Below are 21,536 nucleotides of genomic sequence, written 5' to 3'. Positions count from 1 at the left end.
CCGCCCATCGAACCCTCGTACGACAGGGAGTCCGCCGTGCCCCGCATCGCCCTCGCCACCTACGACCCCGGAGCCGAGCCGAGCAAGGACACCGATCTGCCGGTGCTGGTGCGGGCCCTCACGGACGCCGGTGCCGAGGCGGAGGCCCGGTACTGGGACGACCCGGCGGTGGACTGGGGCGGCTACGACCTCGTCGTGATCCGCTCCACCTGGGACTACAGCTGGCGGACCGCCGAGTTCACGGCCTGGGTGGAGCGGGTCGGGGCCGCGACCCGGCTCGCCAACCCGGCCCCCGTGGTGCGCTGGAACGCCGACAAGCGCTACCTCGGACAGCTGGCGGCGGCCGGCGTGCCCACCGTGCCCACCCGCTACCTGGCGCCCGGCGAGCCGGCCGTCCTGCCCGACGGCCACGAGTTCGTGATCAAGCCGGTCTCGGGCGCGGGCGCCCGGTTCGCCGCCCGCTACACCCCCGCCGAACACGGCACGGCGGCACGGCAGCTCGCGCGGATGCACGCGGAGGGCCTCACCGCGATGCTCCAGCCGTACCTGCCGGCGATCGACGTGACCGGGGAGCGGGCGCTCCAGTTCTTCGGCGGCCGGCTGCTGCACGCCAGCCGCAAGGGGGCCGTCCTGGCGCCCGGCACGCCGTACGACGCCGACAAGGTCGCCCACCCCCGCCTTGTGCGCTGGCGGCCCACGGACGCCGAACTCGCCGTGGCCGAGAAGGCCTTGGCGGCCGTGCCCGGCGGTCCGGAGCTGCTGTACGCGCGCGTGGACCTGGTGGACGGCGACGACGGCGAGCCCCGCCTGATGGAACTGGAACTGGTGGAGCCGAACCTGTTCCTGTCACTGCACCCGGACTCGCTGCCGCACGTGGCCCGGGCGGTCCTGGCGGCGGCCGAGGACCCGGCCTAGGGGGTGTACCGCCGGTCGCGCCGGCCCGCTGCGGGGCTCAGCCGGCGGCCGCCGTCCGCTGGAGCAGGCCCCAGGTGAACTCGGCGACCACCTCGTGCCGTACGCCGTCCCGGTCCGGTGCGGTGAAGGCCAGCCCCCACCGGGTGGGGGCCGTGCCCTGAAGCGGCCGGGCGGGGGCGAAGGCGCGGGCGGCCTCGTCGACCGTGCAGGACCAGGGGGTCAGGTCCTCCAGGGTGCGCAGGGACGGCGCCGGGGCGCCCGGCGCCCGTACCAGCCAGGCGTTCCAGACCCCGCCGTCGGGTCCGACCAGCACCTCGAAGCGCAGGTCGGGCCAGAGCGGCAGCGCCCAGCGCCGTGCCTCGCAGTCCACATCGCCGAGGCGGAGCGGCACGACGGACTCCGGTTCGCCGAGGACGGAGCGGTACCCGGCGGCCGCGCCCCGGGCCCGGGGCGAGCGGACCATCGCCTGCCACCGCTTGTTGGCCTCGCGCATGTCGGCGGCCGACGCGCCGAGCCGCCGCCGGGCGTCCTCCACGAGGTCCGGGTTGTGGTCGCCCATGCGGCGCAGCAGAACCAGCTGGAAGTCCAGACGCATGCCGTCCATGGTGCCCGGCCGGCCGCCGACCCATTGCCGGGACCACCCGGCATGACTAGCCTGTGTTCGTCATGCCGATCGCCTGTTGATATCTCGAACGTCCCCCTGGGGGGCCGCCGGTGTCGCGCAGGCGCTTAGACCCAAGGGAGGGGGCCGGACGTGGGACGCCTCGTGCCTGCCGTGACCCGGGCTCTCGACATTCTGGAGCTGTTCCTCGACGGGGACGGGACGCTCTCCGCCCCCGACATCGTGCGCAAGCTCCAGCTGCCGCGCACCACCGTGCACGAACTGGTCACCACGCTCGCCGCACGGTCGTACATCGTGCCGGTGCCCGGACAGCCCGGACGGTACCGGCTCGGTGTCCGCCCGTACCAGCTCGGCAGCCGCTACGCCGAGCAGCTCGACCTCGCCGCCGAGGGCCAGCAGGTGGCCCGCTCGGTCGCCGAGACCTGCGACGAGACGGTCCACGTGGCCATCCTGGAGGACACGGACGTCATCTACATCGCCAAGGTCGACTCCACGCACGCGGTCCGCATGGTCTCCGCCGCCGGCCGCCGGCTGCCCGCCCACTGCACCTCGGTCGGCAAGATGCTGCTGGCCGCGCTGCCGGAGCAGGAGCTGGCCGCCCGGGTCCCGGACGGCACCGAGCTGGCCGCGATGACCCCCAACAGCATCACCGACCCGGCCGCCCTGCGCGCGGCCCTGGCCGAGGTCCGGCAGCGGGGCATCGCGGTGGAGAACCGCGAGTCCAACCCGGACGTCTCCTGCGTGGCCGCGCCGGTCCACGACCGCACCGGCCGGACCGTGGCCGCGCTGTCCATCTCCGTCCCGATGATCCGCTGGAGCGAGGAGCGCCGGGCCGAGCTGGAGCAGCTGGCCGCCAAGGGCGCGGCGGAGCTGTCGGAGCGGCTGGGCCACAGGAGCGCGCTGTGACGGCGTACGAGGTGGCGGTGCGCGCCGAGGCGGCGCTCGGCGAGGGCCCGACCTGGGACCCGGCGACGGGCCGGCTCCTCTGGCTGGACATCCTGGGCATGCGGATCCACACGTACGATCCCGTGTCCGGCCGCCGGACGGTCCGTACGACGGGGCAGCACGTCGGCGCGGCCAAGCCCCGGGCGGGCGGCGGCCTGGTGCTGAACCTGCGGGACGGCGTCGGGCTGCTGGACCCGGACGACACGTTCCGCTGGCTGCACCACGAACCGGTCGCGGGCCGCCGCGCGAACGACGCCGCGGTGGCGCCCGACGGGTCCCTGTGGGCGGGCACGATGCGCTACGACGAGGCGACGGGCGGCGGCACGCTGTCCCGGCTGACCGGGGACGGCTCCGTGCGGACGGTCCTGCCCGACGTCACCATCAGCAACGGCACCGGCTGGAGCCCCGACGGCAGCCTCATGTACCACGTCGACACCCCGACCCGCCGCGTGGACGTCTTCGACCACGACGCCGACGGCGTCGTCCACGACCGGCGCCCGCTGGTGGAGATCGAGGAGGGTGCGGGCTTCCCGGACGGCCTGACGGTGGACGCGGAGGGCTGCGTCTGGGTGGCCCTGTGGGACGGGGGAGCGGTACGCCGCTACACGCCCGACGGCGAGCTGGACCGGGTGATCACCCTGCCCACCCCGCGGACGACGGCCTGCGCGTTCGGCGGCGCCGGCCTGACCGACCTGTACATCACGACCGCCCGCACGGGCCTCGCGGCACCCCACCCGGTCGCCGGCTCCCTGCTGGTCGTACCGGACGCGGGCAAGGGCCTGCCCCAACCGCCGTTCAGGGGCTGACCTGGTGCGCCCGGGCGACCGGGCGGGCCGCACGCGCGCGTACGGCGGCGATGTCGTCGGGACGGCGCAGCGCCCGGGAGACGGCCCCGATCTCCCGTAGCAGGTGGGTGGTGTCGGGCCCGGTGGCCGGCTCGGCCGGCTCCGGGCCACGGGCCCGGGCCTCGACGGCGTCGAGGATGCTCACCGCGGCCGCCAGCGCCCGGGCCCGCTCGGGCGGATGACCGAGGGCCAGCGCCGCGTCGTACGCGCGTGCGGCGAGGCCGGTGTCCATGTGCCGGGCCAGCGGCAGCAGCACGTCCCGGATGAACGTCTCGCGCCGGGTGAGCCGCAGCTCGGGCGTGGCGCGCAGCACGAACGGCACGCCCTCGCCGCTCGCGCCGCGCATCAGCTGGTAGAGCGGGCGCAGGTCGCGGTGGGCGAGCCGGACCCGCCAGCGGTCGTGCAGGTACTGGCCGGCGTGCGGCAGGATGAAGCCGACCGCGATGAGGATGGCGGACAGGGCGGCCACGGGCGGTGCGAGGTCGGTGCTCAGCCAGTCCAGGTCCCGCCCGCACCAGCGGGCGGTGACGGCGGTCAGCTTGACCCCGTCGAAGATCAGGTTGAGGACGTAGCCGGCGCCCAGCAGCTTCAGGCCCCAGCGCAGCCAGGCGTCCAGGCCCTCGGTGCGCACCCAGTTCCCTATGAGCCGCGAGGTGATCAGACAGGCCGCGGCGTGCGCGACGAGGTAGAGCAGGATCTCCTCGCGCATGAACGGCGTGCGGGCGTAGTAGGTGTCCAGGTCCCGCAGCCGCTCCTCGGGGGCGTCGGCGAGCAGGAACAGCACCCACAGGGCCACGATCACCGCGGAGTACACCGAGACCACCCAGCGCATCGCGCGCCGGGTGGCGGCCGAGCGGTCGGACAGGCCGTTGCGCCAGGTGATGATCAGCAGCAGGCAGGACCCGCAGAACGCGGTGATCAGCGAGTAGCACCAGGGCGCCGAGATGTTGGGCACGCCGGTCAGCCGGTTGACGAAGGCGATGACGGACGGCGTGCAGAACACGAACACCGCGCAGGCGAGCAGCAGCAGCCCGCCGACCGCCCGCAGCAGCGGATCCCGCCACAGCCGGATGATCGTCGGCAGCTTGATGGCCAGGGCGGCGGTGAGCACGGCCGTCGGGATCCAGAAGGAGATGTAGAACTCGTCGAGGAGTGCGGCGGGGCTCAGCGCCAGGACGGTCACCGGGCGGGCCCCCCGGGTGTGGACGTCCGGCCCGCCCGCTCACGTCCGCGGTAGCCGAGGGAGCGCTGCACGGGCCCCGGCGGGGTGCGCGGGGTGCCGGAGAGGTGGTCGCGGAACAGGGTGGCCAGGCGGTGGCCGAAGTCGTCGGCCTCGGCCTCCTCCGTCTCCCGGGAGCCGTCGCGGGCGGCCACCGTGAGGGCCGCTTCCCGCCAGCAGGGCCGTTCGGCGAGGGCGCGGGCCGCCTCGGCCCCGGCCAGGTGGTGGTGCCGGTGCCCGGCGTGCAGGTGCCACAGCTCGTGCCCCAGGATGACCAGTTGCTGCACGGCCTCGGCCCGCTCCTCGACGATGACCACGTCGAAGTCGGCGAACTCCACCCACAGCCCGGTCACTTCTATCTCGTCCGGGAACCTCTCGAACCGCAGCTTCAGCGGCCGCCCGCCGCGCAGCGCGCTCATCTCCTCGCACAGCGCCCCGCACAACTCCCGCACGCCTCGCGGCGGCTCGGGCCGGCTGCGGACGGCGGCGGCGAGCTCGCCGGCCAGGGAGCGCATCGCCGCTCCGGAACGGAGGCCGCGCAGCCGCGTGGCGAGCCGTGCGGCTCGCTGTCGCGCGCCCGCGATGGTCATCGGTCTCCCTTCTCACCGCCGGTGTGCGGCTGGTCCGAGCGTACGCGCCCGGATGTGCTCCCGTCATGCGATCCGGCGACCGTCGTTCAAGGCCAAACCACCTGTGAGCTTTGTTCAACCCATTGACGCGCGGTCGCTTCGAATCTACGGTCCCGTTCGAAGTTACGGTCGGCATTCGCAATATCGAACGTGGGGGCAGGGTATGGGACAACCGGGCCTGCATCGCAGGCGACTTCTGGCCGGGGCGGGCGGACTGGCGGTGGCCGGCGGCTTCGGCTTCGCGGCACTCGGTACCGGGGCCGGTGCGCTCGCCTCCGGCGCGGACACCCGCGTGCGCTACTGGAACCTCTTCAGCGGCGGCGACGGCGCCAACATGATCGCGATGCTGGACGCCTTCCGGAAGGCGAACCCGGACATCGACGTGAAGGACTCCACCCTCCAGTGGGGCAACCCCTTCTACACCAAGCTCGCCATGGCGGCCGCCGGCAACCGCGCCCCCGACCTCGGAGTCATGCACATGGGCCGGGTCACCGGCTTCTCGCCCGGCCGTCTCCTCGACCCCTGGGACGTCGGCCTCCTCGCCGAATACGGCGTACGGCAGCAGGACTTCAACCCCGCGCTGTGGAACCGCGGCGTCGTCGACGGCGAGCTCTACGCCCTCCCGCTCGACATCCACGTCCAGCTCTGCTTCTACCGCAAGGACGTGCTGAAGAGGGCCGGCCTGCTCGGCGACGACGGCAGGATGATCCCGGTCACCTCCACCGGCGCGTGGTTCGACGTCCTGAAGGAGGCCAGGGCCGCGCAGAAGAAGGGCCTCCAGACGATCGGCCTGTGGACCAACGAGCAGAACTTCCAGTGGTGGTTCTTCGTCGCCTTCTACACCCAGCTGGGCGGCCGGTGGTTCGACGAGGACAACACCGAGGTCCTCTTCGACACCGACAAGGCCACCGAGGTCCTCGAGTTCCTCCGCAGGCACGTCACCGACGGGTACGTCGTCCCCGGCGCACCCACCGGCGAACAGTTCGTCAACGGCGCCCCCTTCACCTGGGAGGGCAACTGGTCCGTGCCGGTCTTCTCCGGCGCGCGCCTGGACTACGGCGCGACCCCGCTGCCGCCCGTCTTCGGCGAGCGGGCCACCCACGCCGAGTCGCACGCCTTCGTCCTGCCGCACCAGGCGGGCCGCGGCGGCGACACCAACAAGGGCGCGCACCGGCTCGCCGCCTACGTCGTCAGGCACGCCCTCCAGTGGGCGGCGGGCGGTCACATCCCCGCCTACACGCCGACCCTCTCCACGGCCGCCTACAAGTCGCTGACCCCGCAGAACGAGTACGTGAGCGCCATGGACCACCAGGCCACCGAGCCGAAGGTGTGGTTCGCGGGTTCCACCGGCGTCCTCGCCCAGGACCTCGGCCCGGTCGTCGTGTCCTCCACCATGGGCTCCGCCCGGCCGGCCGCGGCCGCGCGGACGATGAGGAAACACCTCACCAGGCTGCTCGCCGCGAAGAACCCGATGGACGGCACGTCCGCCGCGCAGGGAGGTGCGGCCGCATGACGACCAGCGCCCGGACCGTCGTCGCACCGGTACGCGTCAGGACCGCGAGCGCCGGCGCGACCCTCCGCCGCAAGCAGGGCTTCCAGCACGGGGGCTGGTTCGTCGCCCCGTTCCTGCTGCTCTTCGTGCTCTTCGTCGTCTGGCCGCTGCTGCGCGGCGTCTACCTCAGCTTCACGGACGCCAACATCTCCGGCGAGGGCGCGGGCTTCGTCGGCCTCGACAACTACCGCGAGGCCCTGCACGACTCGGCGATGTGGGACGCGCTCGGCCACAGCGCCTACTTCACGCTGCTGGTCGTCCCGTGCATCACCGTCCTCGCCTTCCTGCTCGCGATGCTCGCCCACAGCATCGAGCGCGGCAGGTGGCTGTGGCGGCTGTGCTTCTTCATGCCGTTCCTGCTGCCCTCGACGGTCGCCGCCAACATGTTCCAGTGGCTGTTCACCCAGGGCATCGGCCTGGTCAACGAAACCTTCGGAATCGACACGCCCTGGCTGACCGACAAGTCGTACGCGATGCCCGCCATCGTCATCGAGACCCTGTGGTGGACGGTCGGCTTCAGCTTCCTGCTCTACCTCGCCGCCCTCCAGGGCATCCCGGAGCACCTGTACGAGGCCGCGAAGCTGGACGGCGCGAACGCCTGGCACCGCATGGTCCACATCACGCTGCCCATGCTGCGCAACATCACCGGCCTGGTGATCGCGCTGCAGATCCTCGCCTCGCTCCAGCTCTTCGACCAGGCCGTCGTGATGATGGACTTCTCGCCGGGCCCGGAGCTGAGCACCCGCCCCTTCGTCCAGTACACCCTGGAACAGGGCTTCACCAGCTACCGCGTGGGCTACGCCTCCGCGATGTCCATCGTCTTCTTCCTGATCATCGCAGTCGTCGCCCTGACCCGGATGTGGCTGCTGCGCAACCGAGAGGAGGGCGGCCGATGAGCGCCACTCGGACACGGACCACGGCCCGCAGGCCCTGGACTCCCGGCCAGATCGTCCTCACGCTGACCGGCGCCGCCGTCTCCGCCGTCTTCATGGCGCCGATCGCCGCCGCCCTGCTCACCTCGTTCAAGTCCGAGGCGGAGGCGGCCGCGATCCCGCCGCACTGGCTGCCCGAGGTCTGGACGGCCCAGGCGTGGAAGGGGCTGTGGGAGACCGGCAACATCACCGACTGGTTCGTCAACTCCCTGGTGGTGTCGGTCTGCGTGACCGCCCTGGTGCTGGCGGTCGCCGCACCGGCCGGGTACGGCTTCGCCCGCACCGAGTTCCGCGGCAAGAACGTCCTGATGGGCATCGTCATGGCGGGCCTGATGATCTCCCCGGCGGTCCTCGGCGTACCCCTGTTCACCACGGTCCAGCAGATGGGCATGGTCGACACCTACTGGGGCATGATCCTGCCGCAGTGCGCGCCCGCCGCGATGGTCTACATCCTCTACAAGTTCTTCCAGGGCGTCCCGCGCGAGCTGGAGGAGGCCGCCTTCATCGACGGCGCCGGCCGCTGGCGGGTCTTCTTCACCATCGTGGTCCCGCTGGCCCGCCCCTCCCTCGCGGCGGTCGGCATCTTCACCTTCATCGCCTCCTGGAACAACTTCCTGTGGCCGTACATGGTCACCAACAACCCCGACCTGATGACCATGCCGAACGGCATCGCGACCGTCATGAACTCCTACGGCATCCAGTGGGCCCAGCTCATGGCCGGCGGCCTCATGGCCGGGCTGCCGCTGATCGTCGTCTTCGTCTTCTTCCAGCGGCAGATCGTGGCGGGCGTCGCCCACACGGGCCTGGCCGGACAGTGACCGGCGGGCCGACCCGTCTCCCCGTGACCCGGAAGGATCCCATGAGCAAGACCACCGCCCGTTTCACCCTCGACCCCGCCTTCACCGTCGGCGAGGTGAACCCCCGCCTCTTCGGCTCCTTCGTCGAACACCTCGGCCGCTGCGTCTACACCGGCATATACGAACCGGACCACCCCGCGGCGGACGCCGACGGCCTGCGCACGGACGTACTGGAGCTGGTCCGTGAACTCGGTGTCACCGCCATCCGCTACCCCGGCGGCAACTTCGTGTCGGGGTACAAGTGGGAGGACTCGGTCGGCCCCCGGGCGGAGCGTCCCCGCCGACTCGACCTGGCCTGGCACTCCACCGAGACCAACCGCTTCGGCCTCTCCGAGTACATCGCCTTCCTGAAGAAGATCGGCCCCCAGGCCGAACCCATGATGGCCGTCAACCTCGGCACCCGGGGCGTGGCCGAGGCGCTTGAGCTCCAGGAGTACGCCAACCACCCGTCCGGCACCGCCCTCTCCGACCTCCGCGCCGCGCACGGCGACAAGGAGCCCTTCGGCATCAGGCTCTGGTGCCTGGGCAACGAGATGGACGGCCCCTGGCAGACCGGCCACAAGACGGCCGAGGAGTACGGCCGCCTCGCCGCCGAGACCGCGCGTGCCATGCGCCAGCAGGACCCCGGCGTGGAACTGGTCGCCTGCGGCTCCTCCGGCCAGGCCATGCCCACCTTCGCCGAGTGGGAGGCGACCGTCCTCCAGGAGACGTACGACCTGGTCGACTACATCTCCCTGCACGCCTACTACGAGCCCGTCGACGGCGACGTGGACTCCTTCCTCGCGTCCGCCGTCGACATGGAGTCCTTCATCGAGAACGTGGTCGCCACGGCCGACCACGTGGGCGCGCGGCTGAAATCGAAGAAGAAGATCAACCTCTCCTTCGACGAGTGGAACGTCTGGTACCTCTCGAAGTGGGAGGAGCACGCGAAGACCATCGACCGGTCCGACTGGCCGGAGGCCCCCCGCCTGCTGGAGGACAACTACAGCGTCACGGACGCGGTCGTCTTCGGCTCGCTGCTCATCGCCCTGCTCCGGCACGCCGACCGGGTCACCGTCGCCTGCCTCGCCCAGCTCGTCAACGTGATCGCCCCGATCATGACCGAACCGGGCGGCCCGGCCTGGCGGCAGACCACGTTCTTCCCGTTCGCGCAGGCCTCGGCGTACGGCCGCGGCGAGGTGCTCGACGTCCGCGTCGACTCGCCGACGTACCAGACGGGGAAGTACGGCGAGACGGACCTGCTGCACGCCACCGCCGTGCGCGCGGCCGACGGCACGGTCACGGTGTTCGCGGTCAACCGCGGCCGCACCGCGTCGCTGCCCCTCGAAGTCACCCTGAACGGGCTGGAGCTGACCTCGGTCACCGGGCACACGGCCCTCGCGGACGCCGATCCCGACGCCCGCAACACCCGCACCGAGCCCGAACGCGTCACCCCGCACCCGGTGCGGGGCACCACCCTGACGGACGGCACCCTCACCGCCGTACTGGAGCCGCTGTCCTGGAACGTGATCAGACTGGCCTGACCGGAATGCCGCCGGCCGCCTTGCCGAGCAGCGTCAGGCGGACCGTCCCGGGGCCCGACAGCGTGGTGAACTCGCTGAGGACCGCCAGCGCCAGGGTGTTGGTGCCCCGGGTGCGCAGGACGCCGTTCGGCAGGACGAAGGTGTGCTGCGGGCCGACGTTGTTGATGTACTGGCCCAGGTTCCAGCCGTTGAGGAAGATCTGCGCACGGTAGGCGCGGTACGGGTCGTCCTCCAGGACCAGGCCGACCGAGGCGTCGACGTCGGCCGGCACCGACAGCCGGAACGTGGTCCGGTACCAGGTCACGCCCTGCCGCCGCTCGGCGCGCGGGAAGGCCGCCTCCTCCCAGTCCCGGTCCCGGAAGCCGGGCAGGTGCCAGCCCTCCCGCTCGCCGTACAGGCCGCCGTTGTTCATCGGCCCGCGCACGGGGTCGCAGGGGCCCTCGCCCTGGATCCGCCACCTCACCTCGGGCGTGCCGCCCCGGAAGGTGACGGCCGTCAGACCGCGCGCCACCTTGTGCGTGTCGAGCGCCTTGCCGTCCTGGTCGTGCTGCATGCGCCGGACCAGGACGGACAGCACGTGCCGGCCGCGCGAGCGCAGCCGCTCGCGCACCGGGAAGGACGCGGTCGCCGCCCAGCTGCCCTTGCGGACGGTGGCGTCCTTGTCGGGCACGGGCATCCGGTGGGTGCCCAGCGGTTCACCGTCCAGCCAGGCCATCAGCAGGCCCTGGGTGCCCGTGGAGTAGGCGAGCGAGACCTCCTCGATGCCGGTGGCGCCGGTGAAGGTGCCCCGGTACCAGACGTCCCCGTAGTGGAAGCCGTAGTCGTCGGCGAAGAGCACCGGCTGGCCGTCGGGGACGGCCGTGGTGCTGTGGGAGGCCGTCTTGTCGGCCGTCTTCCAGGAGCTGTCGTCGAAGCTCGGGCCCGCCTCCGGGTTCTCGGTGCGCATCCGCCAGCCGCCCAGCTCGGGCAGCCGGACCTCGGGCACGTCCGGCAGCAGCTCGGTGGTCATCAGGCTGCCGGACAGGGTGACCCGGGTGGCCAGCCTGCGGCCGTTCCACACCAGGGTGTCGATGCCGCGCGGCGCCCACACCTCCAGGGCCGTCCGCTCGGTGACGTCACCCGTCAGGCGGACCTCCGAGCCGTGCAGTTCGGCGTGCCGCAGCAGCGCGGGTCCGTAGACGAGCAGGGTCCCGGACGGGGTGTCGTACGGGAACAGGCGGACGGCGGTGGCGTCGTCGGCGAAGAGCAGCAGCAGCGGGGTGTCGGACTCGCCCTTCTGCACCAGCACCCGGGTCAGGCCGCCCTGCCCGAGCGGGGCGTTGACGTGCAGCTCGCCCCGGTCGTAGACCCAGGCGGCCTCCGGGTCCAGGCGCTGCACGTACGGCTCGGCCGGGCAGGTGAGCACCAGCTCGGCCATCTCGTCCCGCCGTCCGGCGAACACGGCGATGTCCTGCCGGCCCGCCGTCAGGCGCATCATCGGCTGGGCGGTGCAGTACTTCAGCGTCCGCTCGCCCAGCGACAGCCCGGTGGTCAGCAGCTTGGCGTCCTTGCCGGGCACGGTGACGCGCAGCGCGCCGGCTTCGGTGGGCAGGTCGGTGGTGACCGGGTCCGTGCCGTCGTTGCGGGCGATGTACACGTGGCTGCCGGTGTCCGGGTTGGCCAGGTGGTAGACCCGCAGCCCCTCGGCCGTCACGTCCGCCGCCCGGTCCAGCCTGGCGAAGTCGGGCACCCGCTGCAGCAGGTGGCCGATCTGGTGCATCGGGGCGATCTTGTCGGTGACGTTGCGGCCCTCGTCGATCGCGGCGCCGTAGTCGTACGACGTGTAGACGACCGGCGCGGGCAGCCAGCCCCACGAGGTCCCGCCGAAGGTCATGTACACGTTGTGCAGGGTGAGGCCGTTGGCGAGGTTGGTCAGGTAGAAGCGGCGTTCGTAGGCCGCGTCCCGGGTGCGCCGCGACTCGGCGTACCCCTTGCCGTCGAACCAGGCCCCGCCCCACGGATCGAACCAGCCGCCCCCGAACTCGGGCACGAACCCGGGCGTGCCCGGCGAGGCGGTGGCCCCGCCCTTCGGCCCGCCGGGACCGTAGCGCCCCCAGTCCGGCGGGGTCTGGGACGGCGACGGGTAGCCGTCGAAGCCGTACAGCCAGCCGCCCTTCTCCCCGCCGGTGTCGAAGGAGCCGGGGACCCAGTAGCCGTTGCGGCCCTTGTCGTTGTGGAACAGCGGGACGTCGATCCCGTCGGCCCGCACCTTCCGGTACAGGTGGGCCATGTAGTTCCGGCCGGTGGCCTCCCGCACGTGGGCGTCGTACTCGTTCTCGATCTGGTAGAGCAGGACCGTGCCGGTGCCCCGCGTGAACAGGTGCCGGCGGGCGATCCGGTTCACCTGGGTGAGCCACTCGTCGACGTGCGACAGGTAGGCCGGGTCGTCGGTCCGGGCCGTGCCCTTCGTCGCGGTCAGCCAGCCGGGGAAGCCTCCGCCGTCGACCTCGGCGTTGATGTACGGGCCCGGCCGCAGGATGACGTACAGCCCCGTCTCGGCGGCCGTGCGCAGGAAGAGGTCGAGGTCCCGGACGCCGGTGAAGTCGTACCTGCCGGGCGCGGGGGAGTGGTAGTTCCACGCCACGTAGATGCTGACGGCGTTGTAGCCGTGCGCCCGCATCTTCTGGAGCACGTCCCGCCACAGGGAGGGGCTCGGCAGCCGGAAGGGATGCATCTCGCCGGACCACACGACCAGCCGCCGGCCGTCCACGATCAGCGAGTAGTGGTCGTAGCCGATGGTGTGGCGCTCGCCGTCGGCGCTCGGCGGGGCCGGCGCCGGTCCGGTCGGCACACTGCCGCCCGCGAACGCCGAGGGCGCCCCGGGGCCGCCGCTGCCGCCCAGGACGAGACCGAGCGCGGTCGAGCCGGTCAGGGCACTGAAGGTACGTCTGCTGAGCGCCAAGGTGGATCCTCCCGGGCGATCTTACGGGGCGCGGGTGCGGCCATTCTCCACGGAGGCACGCCTCACAATGGACGCATGAGGATCTCGGCGCGGGCGGATTACGCGGTACGGGCGGTACTGGAGCTGGCCGTACGGCAGGGTAACGGCCCGGTGAAGGCCGAGGAAATCGCCGCCGTACAGGCCATCCCGCACAAGTTCCTGGAAGGCATCCTCGGCGACCTGCGGCGCGCCGGGATCGTGGACAGCCGGCGCGGCGGAGGCGGCGGCTACCGGCTGGCCCGGGAGGCGGCCTCGGTCACCGTGGCGGACGTCATCCGGGCGGTCGACGGCCCGATCGTGTCGGTACGCGGCGAACGCCCGACGGGCCTCGCCTACACCGGCACCGCCCGGCCCCTGCTCCCCCTGTGGATCGCCCTGCGCGCCAACGTCCGCCGCATCCTGGAGGGCGTCACCCTCGCCGACCTCGCCCAGGACGCGCTCCCGGAGCCGGTCCGCGCACTGGCGGCGGAACCGACGGCCTGGGAGAACCCCTAGGGGGTGCCGCACCGGTCATCCCGGGCTCCCGGCGCGCGTCCGGGCGGCATCGCCCGGTCGGCGGACGGGGCGCGTTTCCCCGGCGGGTGTCGGTCGTTGGGCCCCGCATGATCAAGAAGCTCGCCTGTGTCTCCGTCCTGGCCGCCGCCCTCCTGGCCGCCGCCCCCGCCGCCGAGGCCGCCCAGCGCCCCGCCCCTCCCGCCGGCGTACCCGGCGGCGACCTGCTGAAGGGACTCCTCGGATCCCTGGAGATCGGTCACCCCGTCACGTCCCTGCGCACACTGCTCCCCACGGGTGTCCGGGGCGAATGACGAGCCGATGACGACGAGTGAGGGGTGCGCGTGAGGGGCGCGTGAGGGGCGCGTGAGGGGCGCGTGAGGGGTGCCCGCCCCTCGGCGGGCGGGCGTGAAAAGCCCGGTGTGAATGGCCGGAGTCGGCTCTCCCGGCCCGGGGCGGGGCTTCCTACGATGCCCACGCCCTCCATCCCCGGTTCACAGGGACGGCACAACTCCTTCACCTGTGAACGGCCGCGGCGGGAGGTCCACCCCCCACTCGACAACCGGGAGAAACCATGGCCGGCGGACTCCTCCTGAGCGGCGCGGTCGCCGCTCTCCTCACCACCGCGCTACCCGCCCAGAGCCCCTCCTCCGTCTTCGACGACCCGCCCCCGGACAAGATCGTCATCGACGTGGCGACGGTGAACGGCTCCGGCTGCCCCGCGGGCACGGCCGCCGTCGCCGTGTCCCCCGACAACACCGCCTTCACGGTGACCTACAGCGCCTATCTGGCCCAGGCCGGCGGCAACTCCGACCCCACGGCCTTCCGCAAGAACTGCCAGCTCAACCTCGTGGTCCATGTGCCGCAGGGGTTCACCTACGCGGTGGCCAGCGCCGACTACCGCGGCTTCGCCTCGCTCCAGCGGGGCGCCACCGGCACGCAGAAGGCGTCGTACTACTTCCAGGGCTCGCCGACCACCGTGCCCAGGACCCATCCGTTCACCGGCCCCTACAACGACGACTGGCAGGCCACCGACTCCACCGACTGGGCGCAACTGGTCTGGGCGCCCTGCGGCGTCCTGCGCAACTTCAACATCAACACCGAACTGCGCGTCAGCGCCGGCACCGCGACCCCCGACAAGGTCAGCTTCATGACGATGGACTCGACGGACGGGGACATCAGCACGGTCTACCACCTGGCGTGGAAGGAGTGCCCGAAGCCCTGACCGACGGCGGAGGGGGCGCGCTCGCGCCCCCTCCCTGCGACCGGTGCTGCGCGAACCGTTGACTCCCGAACCATTCGATCCTACGGTCCCGTTCGACTGCACGACCTCGGTTCGAAGTGTCGAACAAGGGAGTCCCGCGTGAACCGCACCCGCACCGCACTCCTCGCCGTCCCCGCCGCCCTCCTGCTCGCCCTCGTCCCGGGCAGCGCCTCGGCGTACCCCAACCCCGGCACGGTCACCGGCGCCGTGGTCGTCCACGACCCGACGATGATCCGTACCTCCGCCGGCCGCTACCTGCTCTACGCCACCGGCGGCGGCCTGGGCCACCGGACCTCCACCGACCGCACCGCCTTCACCGCGGGAGCCGACGCCTTCACCACCAAGCCCGCCTGGTGGGCCTCGTACGCCACCGAGGCGTGGGCGCCGGACATCTCGTACCACGGCGGCAAGTACCTGATGTACTACGCCGTCTCCAAGTTCGGCGAGAACACCTCGGCGATCGGGCTGGCCGGCTCCACGACCGGGCTGCCCGGCTCCTGGACCGACTACGGGGTCGTCTACACCTCCACCTCCGGCAGCGACTACAACGCCATCGACCCCAACCTCTTCGTGGACGACGACGGCAAGTGGTGGCTGTCCTTCGGCAGCTGGTGGACCGGCATCAAGATGATCCGGATCGATCCGTCGACCGGGAAGCGGTACGCCGGCGACACCACCCGCTACTCGATCGCCTCCCGGCCCACCGGCAGCAAGGCGGTGGAGGCGCCGTACGTCGTCAAACGCAACGGCTACTACTACCTCTTCGCCTCCTACGACGTCTGCTGCCAGGGCACCGGCTCGACGTACAAGGTGAAGGTCGGCCGCGCCACCTCGGTCACCGGCCCGTACCGCGACAGGAACGGGGTGGCGATGACGAACAACGGCGGCACCCCGGTCCTGGAGTCCCACGGCAGCGTCATCGGGCCCGGCGGGCAGTCCGTCATGCACGACGTCGACGGCGACCTGATCGTCTACCACTACTACGACGGCAACGACGGCGGCACCCCGAAGCTCGGCGTCAACCTGCTCGACTGGTCGACGGGCTGGCCGGTGGCGTACTGAGCGCGGCCCCCGGGGACCGTCCCCTAGCCGGCCGCCTGACCCGTCCCCGCCGCGCTCGGCCAGCTCCGGGCGTTCGGCCAGCCCGTCGCGGGGGCCGGGGTCAGGCCCGCCGCGGGTGCCGGGGCCGTCATCCCGCGCACCTGGGCCGCGGTGAGCCCGCCACGGGCCGGGACCCCGGGCGGGGTCGGGGCGGCGGCCGGCACCGCGGCGGCGGCCGGTGCCGGTACGGAGACGAAGGGCGGGGCCGGGACGGGCGCGGGGAACGCCGGCTGCGGGGTGGGCGCGGGCATCGGCTGGGCTGCCGCCGGCATCGGCATCCCGCCGCCGGCCGGCGCCACGGCGGCGGGGAGCGGCATGCCGGTGCCGGCGGCCGGAGCGGGACCGGCCGCGGTGAGCCGTAGACCGGCCCCGTTGGTCTCGCTGACCAGCCGGTCGACGGCCGCCGTACCCGAGCTGTAGTCGGTCCCGGTACCCGGCTCGGGTACGGCGGCTCCCCTCCCGGACCCGTAGAGCACCTGTTCCAGGCCGGACACCAGGCGACGCACGTCGACCTGGGGGCGCACCACGAGCCGCAGGAAGCGGCTGGATGATCCGATCTTGTTGCCGCACTCGCGGACCAGGATCCGGTGCTCGGTGAGCATCCGGTCCCGCACCACCGTCCCCTCGGCGCCGACGGGCAGCCGTACGAAGAGGAAGTTGCCCTGGGAGGGGTAGACGGTGAGGCCGGGGAGCGCGGAGAGGTGGCTGGCCATCTCCAGCCGGTCGCGGCGGACCTGCGCCAGGCTCTGCGCGTACTCGGTGCCGTGCTCCTTCAGCATGAACACCACGTGCTCGGCGAAGGAGTTGAGGTTCCACTTCGGCAGCATCGAGCGGATCCTGCCGGCGAGCGCCGGGTTGGCGACGAGGTAGCCGAAGCGTATGCCGTGCAGACCGAAGTTCTTGCCCAGGCTGCGCAGGACGATCACGTTGGGGCGGAGCATGGCCTCCTGGACGACGCTGGGCTCGGCCTCCGCGTCGGCGAACTCCAGGAAGGACTCGTCGATCACCACCAGGTCCAGGTCGGCCATGGCGTCCATGAACTGCACGACCTGCCGGCGGGTCAGATAGCCGCCGTCGGGGTTGTTCGGATTGCAGACCACCGCCACCCGGGTCCTCCGCGACCGGATGAACTCGGCGTACTGGGCGAGGTCGAGGGCGAAGCCGCTCACCTCCTGGAGCGGGAACATGTCGACCCGCTTGCCGGTCTCCATCGGCTGGTCGGTCCAGCGGCCGAAGGTGGGGACGGGGACGGCCAGGGACTCACGGACGAGGAGGTGGTCGATCCAGGTGATCAGCTCCGTGGAGCCGTTGCCCATCGCCACGCACTGCGGCGGCAGGCGGAGCAGCCCGCACAGCTCGCTCGTGATGGTGTCGGCGCCGCTCGGGTAGTACGTGATGATGTCCCGCAGCCGGCCGGCCAGCTCCTCGAACATGGCCGGCGTCGGGAAGTACGGGTTGCACGGGATGCAGAAGTCCACCGGCCCGGTCCCGTCGCCGCCCTCCCGCGTCAGCGCCGCCATGGAGGGGCTGTGCGCGGCGGTGCCGCGGAACAACGAGGTGACGTTGCCGGCCAAGGGGACCTCCGTTCAGGGTGGCCCGTGCGGGGGAGCACGGGCCGCCCTTGGATACGGAGGGGACGGACGGGGTGTTCAACTCACGCGGCGCGTGAGCGGCTTCACGCTCCGAAGGAGTGGATCGTCGTCGTCCGGTAGGTCTGCCCCGGCCGCAGGACCGTCGACGGGAAGTGCGCGTGGTTCGGCGCGTCCGGGAAGTGCTGGGTCTCCAGGCAGAGGGCGTCGCCCTGGCGGTAGGTGCGGCCTCCGGTGCCGGTCAGGGTGCCGTCCAGGAAGTTGCCGGAGTAGAACTGGAGGCCCGGCTGGTCGGTGGCGATCCTCAGGGTGCGGCCGGAGCGCGGGTCGCGCAGGGTCGCGACGTGCTCGGGCCGCGCGGTGACGCCCTTGTCCAGGACCCAGTTGTGGTCGTACCCCTTGGCCCGCACCTGCTGCTCGTGGCCCGCCCGGATGTCCCGGCCGATCGGCTTGGCGCGCCGGAAGTCGAACGGGGTGCCCGCGACCGTGGCCAGCTCGCCGGTGGGGATCAGGTCCGCGTCCGTGGGTGTGTAGCGGCCGCCGGCGATCGAGAGTTCGTGGTCCTCGATCGTGCCGCCGCCCTCGCCGGCCAGGTTCCAGTAGACGTGACTGGTGAGGTTGACGACGGTGGCCTTGTCGGTGGTGGCCTCGTAGTCGACGCGCCAGTCGCCGTGCCGGGTGAGGGTGTACGTCACCCGGGTCCGGAGCGTACCCGGGTAGCCCATTTCGCCGTCGGGGCTCGTGCGGTACAGGCGCAGCCCGACGTCCGCACCCCGGGTGAACGGCTCCACGTCCCACACGTGCTTGTCGAAGCCCTGGGCGCCGCCGTGCAGGCTGTTGTCGCCGTCGTTCACGGAGAGCTGGTACGACGTGCCGTCCAGCGTGAACCTGCCCTTGCCGATGCGGTTGCCGAACCGGCCGATCAGGGCGCCGAAGTAGGGGCTGTCCGCCACGTAGCCGGCGAGGTCGGCGAAGCCGAGGGAGACGTTGGCGCGGCGGCCGTGCCGGTCCGGGATCTCCAGCGTCTGGACGATGCCGCCGTAGGAGAGCACCTTCAGCCGGGTGCCGCCGTTCTCCAGCGACCAGCGGTGGACCTCCGTGCCGTCGGCGAGCGTGCCGAAATGTTCCTTCACCGGCTTCCTTCCCGTGGCCGCCCGGGCCGGGCCGGCCAGGGTGGTGGCGGCGAGGCCCGCCGCCGCGGCTCCAGCGATGACCGTGCGTCTGTTCAGTTCCATGCCTGCGGCTCCCTCGTTGGGCGCTTACGAACCGGACTTGCGCTTGTTCCACACGTCGAACCCGACCGCCACCAGCAGGGCCAGGCCCTTGATGACCTGCTGCCAGTCGGTGCCGACGCTGAGGAGGTTCATGCCGTTGTTCAGCACGCCGAGGACGAGACCGCCGATGATGGCGCCGAGGACGGTGCCGACACCGCCGCTCATGGACGCGCCGCCGATGAACGAGGAGGCGATGGCCTCCAGTTCGAAGTTGACGCCCGCCTTCGGCGAGGCCGCGTTCAGCCGGGCGGCGACCACCAGACCCGCCAGGGCCGCGAGCACGCCCATGTTCAGGAAGACGAGGAAGGTGACCTTCTTGTCCTTCACTCCGGACAGCTTGGCCGCCGGCAGGTTGCCGCCGATGGCGTAGATGTGGCGGCCGAAGACCGCGTTGCGCATGACGTAGCCGTAACCGACGACCAGCGCGCCGAGGATGATCAGCACGATCGGGGCGCCCTTGTAGCTGGCCAGCAGCAGGGTGAGGACGACGATCGCCGCCACCAGAGCCGTCAGCTTCAGCAGGAACAGCCGGGTCGGTACGACGTCCAGCGAGAACTCCTGCTGGCGGCGGCGGTCCCGGAACTCCTGCCGGAGCACGGCGGCGATCAGGACGAGCCCGAGCAGCAGGGTCAGGTTGTGGTAGTTGGTGTTCGGGCCGGTCTCGGGCAGGAAGCCGTTGCCGAGCTTCTGCAGCCCGTCGGGGAAGGGGCCGAGGGTCTGGCCCTTGAGGAGGATCTCTGTCAGGCCGCGGAAGAGGAGCATCCCGGCGAGCGTGACGATGAAGGACGGTATGCCGAGGTAGGCGATCAGATAGCCCTGGACCGAGCCGGCCACCGCGCCGACCAGCAGGCACAGCACCAGCGCGACCGGCCAGGACACGCCGTGCTGGACGGTGAGCACGGCCGCGAAGGCGCCGACGAACGCCGTGAGCGAGCCGACCGACAGATCGATGTGCCCGGCGATGATCACCAGCATCATGCCGATCGCGAGGATCAGGATGTAGCTGTTCTGCAGCACCAGGTTGGAGACGTTGCGCGGCAGCAGCAGGTCCCCGTCGGTCCAGACCGCGAAGAGGACCACGATCAGGCCCAGGGCGATCAGCATGCCGTACTGGCGCATGTTGCGGCGCAGGCCGGTCAGCACCAGGCCGAGCAGTCCGCCGTCGGCCGGTCCGCTGCTGCCCGGCGGCGCGGGGGCCGGGCTCTCGGCGGTCACATCCGTGCTCATCGCGTTACCTCTTTGTCCTTCGTCATATGGCGCATCAGCACTTCCTGCGTGGCCTCGGCCCGCGGCACCTCACCGGTCAGCCGGCCGGCGGCCATCGTGTAGATGCGGTCGCACATGCCGAGCAGCTCGGGCAGCTCGGAGGAGATGAAGACGACCGCCTTGCCCTCGGCGGCGAGCTGGTCGATGACCGTGTAGATCTCGAACTTGGCGCCCACGTCGATGCCGCGGGTGGGCTCGTCCAGGATCAGCACGTCCGGCCCGGCGAAGATCCACTTGCTGAGGACGACCTTCTGCTGGTTGCCGCCCGAGAGCTTGCCCACCGGCTCGAACACCGTGGGCGCCTTGATGTTCATGGACCTGCGGAAGCCCTCGGAGACCTGCCGTTCCTCGTGCTCGTCCACCACACCCCGGCGCGCGACCCGGTGCAGCGCGGTCAGCGAGATGTTCCGGTTGATGGTGTCGATGAGGTTGAGGCCGTAGTGCTTGCGGTCCTCGGTGACGTACGCGATGCCGTGCCGGACCGCCTCCGCGACGGTCTTCGTCCGGATCTCCCGGCCGTCCTTGAGGACCGTGCCGCCCGCGTAGCGGCCGTAGCTGCGCCCGAAGACGCTCATCGCGAGTTCGGTGCGGCCCGCGCCCATCAGGCCCGCGATGCCGACGATCTCCCCGCGGCGGACCTCGATCGACACGTCGTCCACGACCTTGCGCTGCTGGTCGACGGGGTGGAACACGGTCCAGCCGCGGATCTCCAGCGCCGGGGCCGCGCCTTCCTCCGGCCGGTGCGGGGTGCGCTCGGGGAAGCGGTGGTCGAGGTCGCGGCCCACCATCCCGGCGATGATCCGCTCCTCGGTCGTCTCCGGCGCCCGCACATCGAGGGTCTCGATGGACCGGCCGTCCCGGATGATCGTCACCGAGTCGGCGACCTTGCGGATCTCGTTGAGCTTGTGCGAGATGATGATCGAGGTGATGCCCTGGTTCTTCAGCTCCAGGATCAGATCGAGCAGCTTGCCGCTGTCCTCGTCGTTCAGGGCCGCCGTCGGCTCGTCGAGGATGAGCAGCTTCACCTCCTTCGACAGCGCCTTCGCGATCTCCACCAGCTGCTGCTTGCCCACGCCGATGTCGGCGACCCGGGTCTCCGGGTGCTCGTCCAGGCCGACCCGGCGCAGCAGCCGGGTGGCGTGGCGCAGGGTCTCGCGCCAGTTGATGAGCCCGCGGGTGGCGTGCTCGTTGCCGAGGAAGAGGTTTTCCGCGATGGACAGATGCGGCACCAGCGCCAGTTCCTGGTGGATGATGACGATGCCGTGCTGCTCGCTCGCCCGGATGTCCTTGAACCGGCAGACCTCTCCTTCGAAGAGGATGTCCCCCTCGTAGCTGCCGAACGGGTGGACGCCGGAGAGGACCTTCATCAGGGTCGACTTGCCGGCGCCGTTCTCCCCGCAGATGGCGTGGACCTCGCCCCGCCGGACGGTCAGGGTGACGTCCGACAGCGCCTTGACACCGGGAAAGGTCTTGACGATCGAGCGCATTTCCAGGACGGGTCCCGCCATGGTCGTGCCTTCCAATCCTTAGA

19 protein-coding genes are annotated in these 21,536 nt (G+C 71.7%); 11 read left to right on the top strand and 8 right to left on the bottom strand.

Annotated elements, in window-relative coordinates:
- Positions 1-36 precede the first annotated feature (36 nt).
- The gene (locus ABZ576_RS02450) at positions 37-915 is read left to right on the top strand and encodes a hypothetical protein (protein WP_360734919.1); all 879 of its coding nucleotides are present in this window, start codon (positions 37-39) and stop codon (positions 913-915) included.
- Positions 916-952: 37 nt separating this feature from the next.
- Here the strand turns inward: ABZ576_RS02450 and ABZ576_RS02445 are convergent, their stop codons facing one another.
- Positions 953-1,510: a hypothetical protein gene (locus tag ABZ576_RS02445; RefSeq protein ID WP_360734917.1), complete on the bottom strand. Its 558-nt coding sequence runs from the start codon at positions 1,508-1,510 to the stop codon at positions 953-955.
- A 159-nt stretch (positions 1,511-1,669) separates the two neighbouring features.
- Between ABZ576_RS02445 and ABZ576_RS02440 the strand changes: the two genes are divergently transcribed.
- Positions 1,670-2,443, top strand: coding sequence for an IclR family transcriptional regulator (locus tag ABZ576_RS02440; protein ID WP_360734915.1), 774 nt, complete (start codon positions 1,670-1,672; stop codon positions 2,441-2,443).
- Positions 2,440-3,288, top strand: a complete 849-nt coding sequence (locus ABZ576_RS02435) for an SMP-30/gluconolactonase/LRE family protein (RefSeq protein WP_360734913.1) — start codon at positions 2,440-2,442, stop codon at positions 3,286-3,288. The genes ABZ576_RS02440 and ABZ576_RS02435 overlap by 4 nt, the downstream gene beginning before the upstream one ends.
- On the opposite strand, the gene ABZ576_RS02430 is transcribed toward ABZ576_RS02435, so the two are convergent.
- Positions 3,278-4,510: an MAB_1171c family putative transporter gene (locus ABZ576_RS02430; RefSeq protein ID WP_360734911.1), complete on the bottom strand. Its 1,233-nt coding sequence runs from the start codon at positions 4,508-4,510 to the stop codon at positions 3,278-3,280. The genes ABZ576_RS02435 and ABZ576_RS02430 overlap by 11 nt on opposite strands.
- Positions 4,507-5,136 carry a toxin-antitoxin system, toxin component family protein gene (locus tag ABZ576_RS02425; protein WP_360734909.1) on the bottom strand — a complete coding sequence of 210 codons (630 nt, stop codon included), beginning with the start codon at positions 5,134-5,136 and terminating at the stop codon, positions 4,507-4,509. Before ABZ576_RS02425 ends, ABZ576_RS02430 begins: the two co-directional genes overlap by 4 nt.
- A 202-nt stretch (positions 5,137-5,338) precedes the next feature.
- Between ABZ576_RS02425 and ABZ576_RS02420 the strand changes: the two genes are divergently transcribed.
- The 4 genes from ABZ576_RS02420 to ABZ576_RS02405 are packed head-to-tail and all read left to right on the top strand — an operon-like array spanning position 5,339 to position 10,039.
- Positions 5,339-6,688, top strand: coding sequence for an extracellular solute-binding protein (locus tag ABZ576_RS02420; RefSeq protein WP_360734907.1), 1,350 nt, complete (start codon positions 5,339-5,341; stop codon positions 6,686-6,688).
- Entirely contained in the window at positions 6,685-7,623 is a 939-nt protein-coding gene (locus ABZ576_RS02415; protein ID WP_360734905.1) for a sugar ABC transporter permease, read from the top strand. Before ABZ576_RS02420 ends, ABZ576_RS02415 begins: the two co-directional genes overlap by 4 nt.
- On the top strand, positions 7,620-8,477 hold the full coding sequence (locus ABZ576_RS02410; RefSeq protein WP_360734903.1) for a carbohydrate ABC transporter permease: 858 nt from the start codon (positions 7,620-7,622) through the stop codon (positions 8,475-8,477). The genes ABZ576_RS02415 and ABZ576_RS02410 overlap by 4 nt, the downstream gene beginning before the upstream one ends.
- Positions 8,478-8,518: 41 nt before the next feature.
- A complete protein-coding gene (locus tag ABZ576_RS02405; protein ID WP_360734901.1) occupies positions 8,519-10,039 on the top strand; it encodes an alpha-N-arabinofuranosidase in 1,521 nt (506 codons plus the stop codon).
- On the opposite strand, the gene ABZ576_RS02400 is transcribed toward ABZ576_RS02405, so the two are convergent.
- Positions 10,026-12,980, bottom strand: coding sequence for a beta-galactosidase (locus ABZ576_RS02400; protein WP_360734899.1), 2,955 nt, complete (start codon positions 12,978-12,980; stop codon positions 10,026-10,028). The two genes, ABZ576_RS02405 and ABZ576_RS02400, sit on opposite strands and share 14 nt — an antisense overlap.
- A 75-nt stretch (positions 12,981-13,055) precedes the next feature.
- Between ABZ576_RS02400 and ABZ576_RS02395 the strand changes: the two genes are divergently transcribed.
- The 4 genes from ABZ576_RS02395 to ABZ576_RS02380 all read left to right on the top strand — a co-directional run bounded on the left by ABZ576_RS02395 (position 13,056) and on the right by ABZ576_RS02380 (position 15,837).
- Entirely contained in the window at positions 13,056-13,514 is a 459-nt protein-coding gene (locus ABZ576_RS02395; RefSeq protein ID WP_360734897.1) for an Rrf2 family transcriptional regulator, read from the top strand.
- A 107-nt stretch (positions 13,515-13,621) separates the two neighbouring features.
- The gene (locus tag ABZ576_RS02390; protein WP_360734895.1) at positions 13,622-13,825 is read left to right on the top strand and encodes a hypothetical protein; all 204 of its coding nucleotides are present in this window, start codon (positions 13,622-13,624) and stop codon (positions 13,823-13,825) included.
- A 260-nt stretch (positions 13,826-14,085) separates the two neighbouring features.
- Entirely contained in the window at positions 14,086-14,736 is a 651-nt protein-coding gene (locus tag ABZ576_RS02385; protein ID WP_360734893.1) for a DUF4360 domain-containing protein, read from the top strand.
- Between the two features lie 138 nt (positions 14,737-14,874).
- Positions 14,875-15,837: an arabinan endo-1,5-alpha-L-arabinosidase gene (locus ABZ576_RS02380; RefSeq protein WP_360734891.1), complete on the top strand. Its 963-nt coding sequence runs from the start codon at positions 14,875-14,877 to the stop codon at positions 15,835-15,837.
- A gap of 23 nt (positions 15,838-15,860) precedes the next feature.
- Here ABZ576_RS02380 and ABZ576_RS02375 read toward each other — a convergent pair whose 3' ends face one another.
- The 4 genes from ABZ576_RS02375 to mmsA all read right to left on the bottom strand — a co-directional run bounded on the left by ABZ576_RS02375 (position 15,861) and on the right by mmsA (position 21,513).
- Entirely contained in the window at positions 15,861-17,450 is a 1,590-nt protein-coding gene (locus tag ABZ576_RS02375) for a histidinol-phosphate transaminase (RefSeq protein ID WP_360734889.1), read from the bottom strand.
- Positions 17,451-17,551: 101 nt separating this feature from the next.
- A complete protein-coding gene (locus ABZ576_RS02370; RefSeq protein WP_360734887.1) occupies positions 17,552-18,700 on the bottom strand; it encodes an aldose epimerase family protein in 1,149 nt (382 codons plus the stop codon).
- A 24-nt stretch (positions 18,701-18,724) separates the two neighbouring features.
- Positions 18,725-19,966, bottom strand: coding sequence for a multiple monosaccharide ABC transporter permease (gene mmsB / locus ABZ576_RS02365; protein ID WP_360734885.1), 1,242 nt, complete (start codon positions 19,964-19,966; stop codon positions 18,725-18,727).
- The gene (mmsA, locus tag ABZ576_RS02360) at positions 19,963-21,513 is read right to left on the bottom strand and encodes a multiple monosaccharide ABC transporter ATP-binding protein (RefSeq protein ID WP_360734884.1); all 1,551 of its coding nucleotides are present in this window, start codon (positions 21,511-21,513) and stop codon (positions 19,963-19,965) included. The genes mmsB and mmsA overlap by 4 nt, the downstream gene beginning before the upstream one ends.
- Positions 21,514-21,536: the final 23 nt, after the last annotated feature.

Source organism: Streptomyces sp. NPDC013455 (genome assembly GCF_040632975.1).
In the GTDB taxonomy this organism is placed as follows: Bacteria; Actinomycetota; Actinomycetes; order Streptomycetales; family Streptomycetaceae; genus Streptomyces.
The sequence above is the reverse complement of the archived record's forward strand: the minus strand, read 5'-3'. Positions and strand labels throughout refer to the sequence as shown.

What these genes read in the sequence shown, in the direction of transcription:
- ABZ576_RS02445 (WP_360734917.1), bottom strand. Translation starts at nt 1,510, where the DNA reads ATGCGTCTGGACTTCCAGCTGGTTCTGCTGCGCCGCATGGGCGACCAC.
- ABZ576_RS02425 (WP_360734909.1), bottom strand. Translation starts at nt 5,136, where the DNA reads ATGACCATCGCGGGCGCGCGACAGCGAGCCGCACGGCTCGCCACGCGG.
- ABZ576_RS02420 (WP_360734907.1), top strand. Translation starts at nt 5,339, where the DNA reads ATGGGACAACCGGGCCTGCATCGCAGGCGACTTCTGGCCGGGGCGGGC.
- ABZ576_RS02415 (WP_360734905.1), top strand. Translation starts at nt 6,685, where the DNA reads ATGACGACCAGCGCCCGGACCGTCGTCGCACCGGTACGCGTCAGGACC.
- ABZ576_RS02410 (WP_360734903.1), top strand. Translation starts at nt 7,620, where the DNA reads ATGAGCGCCACTCGGACACGGACCACGGCCCGCAGGCCCTGGACTCCC.
- ABZ576_RS02405 (WP_360734901.1), top strand. Translation starts at nt 8,519, where the DNA reads ATGAGCAAGACCACCGCCCGTTTCACCCTCGACCCCGCCTTCACCGTC.
- ABZ576_RS02395 (WP_360734897.1), top strand. Translation starts at nt 13,056, where the DNA reads ATGAGGATCTCGGCGCGGGCGGATTACGCGGTACGGGCGGTACTGGAG.
- ABZ576_RS02390 (WP_360734895.1), top strand. Translation starts at nt 13,622, where the DNA reads ATGATCAAGAAGCTCGCCTGTGTCTCCGTCCTGGCCGCCGCCCTCCTG.
- ABZ576_RS02385 (WP_360734893.1), top strand. Translation starts at nt 14,086, where the DNA reads ATGGCCGGCGGACTCCTCCTGAGCGGCGCGGTCGCCGCTCTCCTCACC.
- ABZ576_RS02370 (WP_360734887.1), bottom strand. Translation starts at nt 18,700, where the DNA reads ATGGAACTGAACAGACGCACGGTCATCGCTGGAGCCGCGGCGGCGGGC.
- mmsB (WP_360734885.1), bottom strand. Translation starts at nt 19,966, where the DNA reads ATGAGCACGGATGTGACCGCCGAGAGCCCGGCCCCCGCGCCGCCGGGC.
- mmsA (WP_360734884.1), bottom strand. Translation starts at nt 21,513, where the DNA reads ATGGCGGGACCCGTCCTGGAAATGCGCTCGATCGTCAAGACCTTTCCC.